Source organism: Bacillus sp. SD075, from assembly GCF_017355165.1.
Taxonomy (GTDB): domain Bacteria; phylum Bacillota; class Bacilli; order Bacillales; family DSM-1321; genus Peribacillus.
The window spans coordinates 1-6581 of sequence record NZ_JADILK010000087.1 but is presented as its reverse complement, the minus strand read 5'-3'; the positions used below and the strand labels follow the sequence as shown (position 1 = coordinate 6581).

The 6581-nt window shown below is 36.1% G+C and carries 5 protein-coding genes and 1 pseudogene; 2 read left to right on the top strand and 4 right to left on the bottom strand.

Annotated elements, in window-relative coordinates; all coding sequences use genetic code 11:
• Window positions 1-372: 372 nt before the first annotated feature.
• The 3 genes from IOC57_RS26680 to IOC57_RS25115 all read right to left on the bottom strand — a co-directional run bounded on the left by IOC57_RS26680 (window position 373) and on the right by IOC57_RS25115 (window position 2580).
• Window positions 373-648 (bottom strand): flagellin N-terminal helical domain-containing protein, encoded by a 276-nt coding sequence (locus tag IOC57_RS26680; RefSeq protein WP_396020889.1) that lies wholly within the window; start codon window positions 646-648, stop codon window positions 373-375.
• A 1312-nt stretch (window positions 649-1960) separates the two neighbouring features.
• The gene (locus IOC57_RS25120) at window positions 1961-2299 is read right to left on the bottom strand and encodes a spore coat protein (RefSeq protein ID WP_207441308.1); all 339 of its coding nucleotides are present in this window, start codon (window positions 2297-2299) and stop codon (window positions 1961-1963) included.
• Window positions 2300-2313: 14 nt separating this feature from the next.
• Window positions 2314-2580, bottom strand: coding sequence for a hypothetical protein (locus IOC57_RS25115; RefSeq protein WP_207441307.1), 267 nt, complete (start codon window positions 2578-2580; stop codon window positions 2314-2316).
• Window positions 2581-2978: 398 nt separating this feature from the next.
• Here IOC57_RS25115 and IOC57_RS25110 point away from each other — a divergent pair.
• A pseudogene (locus IOC57_RS25110) lies at window positions 2979-3221 on the top strand (IS4 family transposase); the annotation flags it as partial.
• Window positions 3222-3607: 386 nt separating this feature from the next.
• Here IOC57_RS25110 and IOC57_RS25105 read toward each other — a convergent pair.
• Window positions 3608-4897 (bottom strand): glycoside hydrolase family 18 protein, encoded by a 1290-nt coding sequence (locus IOC57_RS25105; RefSeq protein WP_207441305.1) that lies wholly within the window; start codon window positions 4895-4897, stop codon window positions 3608-3610.
• Window positions 4898-5800: 903 nt separating this feature from the next.
• Here IOC57_RS25105 and IOC57_RS25100 point away from each other — a divergent pair.
• Entirely contained in the window at window positions 5801-6076 is a 276-nt protein-coding gene (locus tag IOC57_RS25100) for a hypothetical protein (protein WP_207441304.1), read from the top strand.
• Window positions 6077-6581 lie beyond the last annotated feature (505 nt).

Below are 6581 nucleotides of genomic sequence, written 5' to 3'. Positions count from 1 at the left end.
TGTACAAAAAAATAACAAGTAACAAAATCCCTTCTGGTGTTCGGTTAGGATTAGAGTCATCTGCCGTATGAAAAAATTTTTTTCTTGGTAAAAGACCGATTACTGTATAAAAACAAATAATAATCACACATTCGAAAAGGCAACAATGAATATTTCAACCAAAAACAATTTGCTGATTTTTTATCAGAAAATGGACTGAATTATGATAAACGTAAATTGAATGTTTACTACAGCCGAGGAAAGATGCCGAAAGCTGATGTTGAACTTGCAGGAACACCTTATTGGAGTAGATCTACGGTAGAAGATTTTTGTGAACAGGAGAAAAAACGTTTGAAAATGGATTAAGTTAATTTCGAGTGTGGCCAGTCGGGATTAAAAAGCAGGTAAAGGAGGATGGGGAATGGAGGTAAGTTGTTCATTACTTTGCGAAGTTAAACGAGAAGATATTTGTAATCCAGCAGCATCATCTGAGCCACGATTTATTCGCAGTCCAGTAGAAAGACGTTCTAAGTGAGTTTGTTGATTAAGAGAAACACTTTTGTATTGCCTTAGTGCTCCTGCAATAGGGTCAGAAAATTGGTGTCCTCGATACGAACAAATGATTAAATAGCTTATCTGTCCATCTAAAATCTTTAGCCATATCAGCAAAAGCCAAAATCATTCCAGCATATAAAAAGTATCTGAATATGAACTCCTCATTAATAGGACCGATGGTTACCAACCCAATCATTAAACCAATGTCCGTAATTTCTTGTAAAGTGGTTACTTGATTTCTTCCAGTTCCTACTGGTTCAAATCTTAACCAATAAGGAAAGAAGCGATATATATTTACCAAAAAAGTAACTATATTGGCTACTAGAATAGGAATATACATACAGCTTGATGGATTTCCTTCTTATCTAGGAGAAACCAAGAAGCAAAGCTTTTCCTTAATGATGGTATTACTATTTTAAATGAACAATAAATAATGAAAGGTGTAATAAATACATCTAATGCAGCATCACTCGTTACACCCAAAAGAAATAGTTTATCTATATTACAAATAAAAAAGAAAATAATACAAATAGACCGAAAAAAATAAACCATTCTTAAAATAGTCATACTTGTCCCTCCTTGAATCCAATATATTGGGTTAGAGTTGGCTTTATGTTTATCAGAATATCTCATTCCTGAAGGGTTTTATTGTTTTTCCATATAAATTTGAAACCAAAAATAGGGTAACTTAATAAAGGATAAGTTTATCAATGGCTTAAAACAACCTATAGGAAACTAAAAAAACGGGAGGGATACCAATGTATGATGTTATAGTAGAAAATGTAATTAAAGCATTCTTAATTTTTGGTTTTGTGACATTCTTTATACTGCTAGGAATAACCAATCCTTCGTCAGAGTAAAAACGTTGCTTAAATGCAGCGTTTTTTTATTTTCTGCTTTAAGGGGTACCATCACATGCCCATCAAGTTAAGATAAATTTGTATCCCCAAAACGAAAAAATTCTTCTTTTCTATTAATTTTAGAGAAAAAATAGCATTTTTTTCGTTTTGGGATGTTTTTATTTTTTAGCTTGATGGCGATGTGATGCTACCCCATAAAGGTCTGATAATATGTTTGATGCTGTGTATTATTCCAGAATGAAAGTTAGTGAAATTAAGCAGCAGGGAGTCTAAAATTCAGCACCTTAACGGCAATTAAAAAGGTTGGGCGCCTTTTAGGTACCCAACCTCTTTTTTGTCCCATAATGACCGTTATAGTCCGAGCACGTAACGATTTTACCTTGTACTATCATGAATAGCTGATTACTTATTTATAATCTTTCGACCATAAATAAACAGTTCACACCCATTATAAAACACTCCTCCGGAAAAGTTTGGTAGTACATACACAAAGTATACTTTCTACAACGGTGAAAAATGAATGAGCTAAAAGCTATGGACTGGTTACCATAGCTTTTTGAGCGATCTTATTGCATTGGAGGATTATGCGGAAACTGGGACATGTACCCTGTAAACTGCTGTGCGGCCTGTTGAAGTTTTTGTGGTTGTTCCGCTTCAAGCGAGTACCATCCCTTTTGAAACATCAGATTATACAGTTCACGCTGCATATTCTTCGTTTCGTCAAAAATCGCGTGAATGTCCTGATATAGCGAAGCGTGGCTTGCCTCATTCATTGCCGTAGAATAGGATGCCGTCATGTACTTTTCATACGAAAGCATATCGTTTAGGAAGTCACGCTCATTCATCTCAGGTGTTTTTGGTACAGGTGTTTCTGGATTTTGAATCTTGTTTTGATTGTTATTCATTTCATGTGTCCCCCTTATTGATTCATCTGGCTGCCATTTTGCTCCAAATGCTGCAAAATGCGCTGATAATGTCTTTCGTGCATCATGCATGCCTTTTCAAGGGCCGCTACGATCTGTTGATCTTGGCACTGGCCTGCTGCAAAATGTGCCTTTTTGAATCCTAAAAGGTTCCACGAAAGCATGTCCGTTAAGTAATAAAAATCTTTCCCTGTGATCACCTGTGGCGGCTCTTGAAAGACCGGCTGCTGATTTTGAGATTGATTCGGTTGTTGCTGTTGCATGAACAGTTCCTCCTTATTCCTTGATTTACCACTTTAGATTTACCACTTTATGAAAAATTATACCTACATTTGGTAATTTTTCAGATGGTAATATTCAAAATAAAAAGGAGGTCAGTCTTTAACGGTCACCAATCTTTGGAAGATTCAAATTTTATGAATCGCCAAGTGAATTACTAAAGAAAAATAAAAAATAGAAGAAAGAAGAATAAAAGATAATCCTTTTGAAGACGTGAATAACGTAAAGTTCACGGAGAGTGAAATCACTATCTTGACCGTTGAAGAACTGAAATTATTGTTGGACGCACCCCATCGCCATCAAGCTAAGGTGAATTTGTATCCCCATAACCAAAAAAACGCTATTCTTTTTGTAGAAATATACAGGAAAGATGGCGTTGTCTATGAGTTTTTCTATTTCCGACGAAATGAATCTCTTTTCTCAGGAACTTCAAAACTACTTATCTTCAACTTCTCTTCAAGAATTAGCTAAAGAAGTTGGTTTTGTTCAACGTACAAGTAAATATCAAGCGCAAGAATTAATTGCTTTATGTGTATGGCTTAGTCAACAGGTCGCGAGTATACTCCTCATGCAACTATGTAGCCGTCTCGAAGCATCTATAGGTGTCCTCATGAGCGCCAAGGGGTTTTGATTTGGTTAATTCCCTCTAAGAGTTATGTAAACTAACTTTGTATAGGGTATGCACATCAAGCCAGCTTCTAATTTAAAGTGAAAGAGCGCTGGTACTTTTCAAATGACGACTAATAGGTTGGAAAGTTAAATATTCAGTAATAGATTAGTTTTAAATTATGGGGAAATGGTCGAAGTTTAGCATAAAGAAGACGGAATATATAGTGAAAAAAAGGCCTTTGAGAAGATGGATTTACGTTAGACCAATGGAACAATTCATTGTTTGAGATGTTCAGCAGTTAACATTGGTACTATTTTATATATGGTTATTTTTAGAAAAATGATCGATCCATTTTTATTCTAATAAAATAAGCTGTGAAAAATTCACAGCCCTCATTGTATTTAAGTTGGTCGCTTCACTACTTCAAAATTATCGACAAGCAACAGCCAATTTTGCGGAAATGCTATACCAAGCTTCCAATAGCTCATACCCCTAAGCCTTAATTCTTTCATTAGATTAAATTTCGCTTGAATTGAGCGTGCATCCTCAAACCAAACTTCATGTCTTTTTCCGTCCTGATCAACATAATTAAAATACGGTGCCTGAGCTTGATAATCATATTGGATTGGGACATTATGCTGTGCGGCAAGTTGAATAGCCTGCTGGGGACTAACGACTTTTGCAGTCGTACCCTGAACAAACGGCAATGTCCAATCATAGCCGTATAAATTTTGTCCCATTACTATTTTAGAAGATGGCATCTCCGTGATAGCATATTCCAATACCTCTCTTACAGGCCCAATTGGAGACACTGCCATAGGAGGGCCTCCACTATAACCCCATTCATACGTCATAATTACGACAAAATCAACGATTTCTCCGTGGGCTTTATAATCGTGAGCTTCATACCATCGGCCCTTTTGTTCGGCGCTTGTTTTTGGAGCAAGAGCTGTTGAAATAAGCCAGCCTTCCCTTTTAAACCGATCGCGTGTTTTACGTAAAAATCGGTTGTAAGCTTCCCGGTCTTCAGGACGTAAGTATTCAAAGTCAAAGTGAATATCCCGGAACCCATATTTCTTTGCAGCATCTACGATGTTATTGATAAAACGGTCTTGAACTGCTATATCATTCAATAGGATTCTACCCAGTTCATCACTGAATCCGTCGGCTTCCTGATTTGTAATCACCATCATCAGTACATTATTATTGGCTCTGGCAATAGCCGGGAAATTATTTAGAAGTGGCTCTTTAAGGGTACCGTCACGCAGTGCCTGAAAGCTAAAGGGCGCTAAATAGGTTAAATACGGAGCAGCTTTCCTGGCACTGCTTTCTAACTCTGGAGAAACAGACGTACCCCTTGGTTCCACATAGGCGTTAAATTCAGCCCTAACCTTTGGACGTGGCGGGATATAAAGACGAAACCCAATCTGAAGAGGCTGATTAACACTAATACGGTTAACAGCAGCCAACTCTTGAACGGATATATTAAATTTCTTGGAGATCGACCATAAGCTGTCACCCGGCTGAACCCAGTAAAAGCTTCCTATTATAGGAATGACTATCGTTTGACCTGGAACGAGGTTATTTGGATTCGGAATTTCGTTTGTTTCGATAAGAGCATTTACGGTAGTCCCATATGTTTGTGCAATGACAGTTAATGTTTGGTTTCGTTGGACTACATGGATTTGCATTTTCTTCCCTCCCTGAGAAATGAACGTTACAGACATCATATGACAAACCATAAAAAATAATTCTAGACACCGTTTGAGGTTTCGTAACAACGTTATTATGTAGTGGATTTTTCGCTTCTAAGGTGGAGTTTTCATGATTTTAAGTGAAGTATATTCGGTTTCGTTGAAAAACAGCTCTTATTATTGTTCAATTTCAGAAATGTTTGTTCGGTTTTTCAAGGGTGGGTTTTAGATGGTAATTTTAACAATGGAAGGGATAAAGTAAGGGTGGAATTAATTAAAATAGAAAAATGCCTCCCCAAAGGAGGAAAATAGCATCTTCGAAATACTTTAGTTTAATAAGCTCGATTAGACATTAAGTATGTTTTCCGATCATTAAATAAGCAAATAAAGCCCTTATGCATATAAGGTTTACAAAAATAATCATTCGTCTATCTAATGGAGCTGCCTTGTATGAAGGGGGTGTTTCTTTATATTTCGGGTTAAAGATGGATTAACATTTCTGATGTTTAATATTACACTTGGCAATGATAATTAACAGCATAATTGATTCAAACAAACACATTGACATAATAAAAGACTCAAGAATTTAAAACAGCAATCCGTTTAGTTAAAACAAGTTACTTTCAAAAAACACGAGCTGATGAAGAACAAGTAAACAGGCAACAACTTGGCTAGGGATATTATGATGACTATGATGATTACAGACGTCCTCGCTGAAGAAGGTATCACCGATACACCGATGCCGTTTCCATATTTTTAATTTTCATTTCCATTTTTCATACCACAAATCTTAGCCTACTTCTTTCTGAAAGATTTTCAAAACTCTTTGATATAAAAAGCTTAGAGAAATGGGAAGAGTCATGCCACGAATTAAAAGAAAAATTACAGACAGATTTAAAAGTGGACTTCGATGACTATAAGACAGCTAAAAACCTTTATGAACAGTGGGAACTGCTATATAGAGAATCACAGGGCTATCAAGAAGAAGTTGAATCTGATGTGAGAAAGATAGCTGGGTTGCCCTCTGGTTCTGATAGGGGAATAGTAATGCTAAGTCAGGCAAACGATACAGTAGAAGAACTTGATAAAGAATGGGCTGAACTCATCCAAATGGCTATTAATTTGGAAATACCGATACAAGAAATCAGAAAATTTGTATCAGACTATAAACGGTAGTTAAAGTTGATGAAAATGAGAAACACACTTAGGTTACCTATATGGTAGCCTTTTATTTTTGATAAAGGTTATTTATTAGAGAAAATCCTATTTGCAAAGGGCTGGGTATCTAAAAGGTACCCCTTTTAAAAAGGAGAAAATTCTCTTCGTCTCGAATTTTCAAAAGTTAGGAGGCAAGAAGAGAATGGCTAACCCACCGACTAATTCGGCTTATGTGTCTCAAAATCTACAGAGAATGACCTTGAAAATAATGATTGAATCGATGTATTTATTAGATGAATTAGCTAGGAACATGAAGTGTAGTTGAAAGCTACGATTAAAGAATGTATTCAGTTTGTACATGAGAGACGGATGGAGGAAAGAAGGGACAAACCGAGAACTTTTGATAATTAGCATTGAATGATTATGTTAACTAAATATGAATAAGATATACAATAATTTGGCAGAGCGTGAGTACGACGCGGAAAAATACACCTGTCCTTGTTATAAGAAGGTAACATAATGG

Bases quoted from the DNA above. Each gene is read 5' to 3' on its own strand.
- IOC57_RS25120 (WP_207441308.1), bottom strand. From the start codon at position 2,299: ATGAATAACAATCAAAACAAGATTCAAAATCCAGAAACACCTGTACCA.
- IOC57_RS25115 (WP_207441307.1), bottom strand. From the start codon at position 2,580: ATGCAACAGCAACAACCGAATCAATCTCAAAATCAGCAGCCGGTCTTT.
- IOC57_RS25105 (WP_207441305.1), bottom strand. From the start codon at position 4,897: ATGCAAATCCATGTAGTCCAACGAAACCAAACATTAACTGTCATTGCA.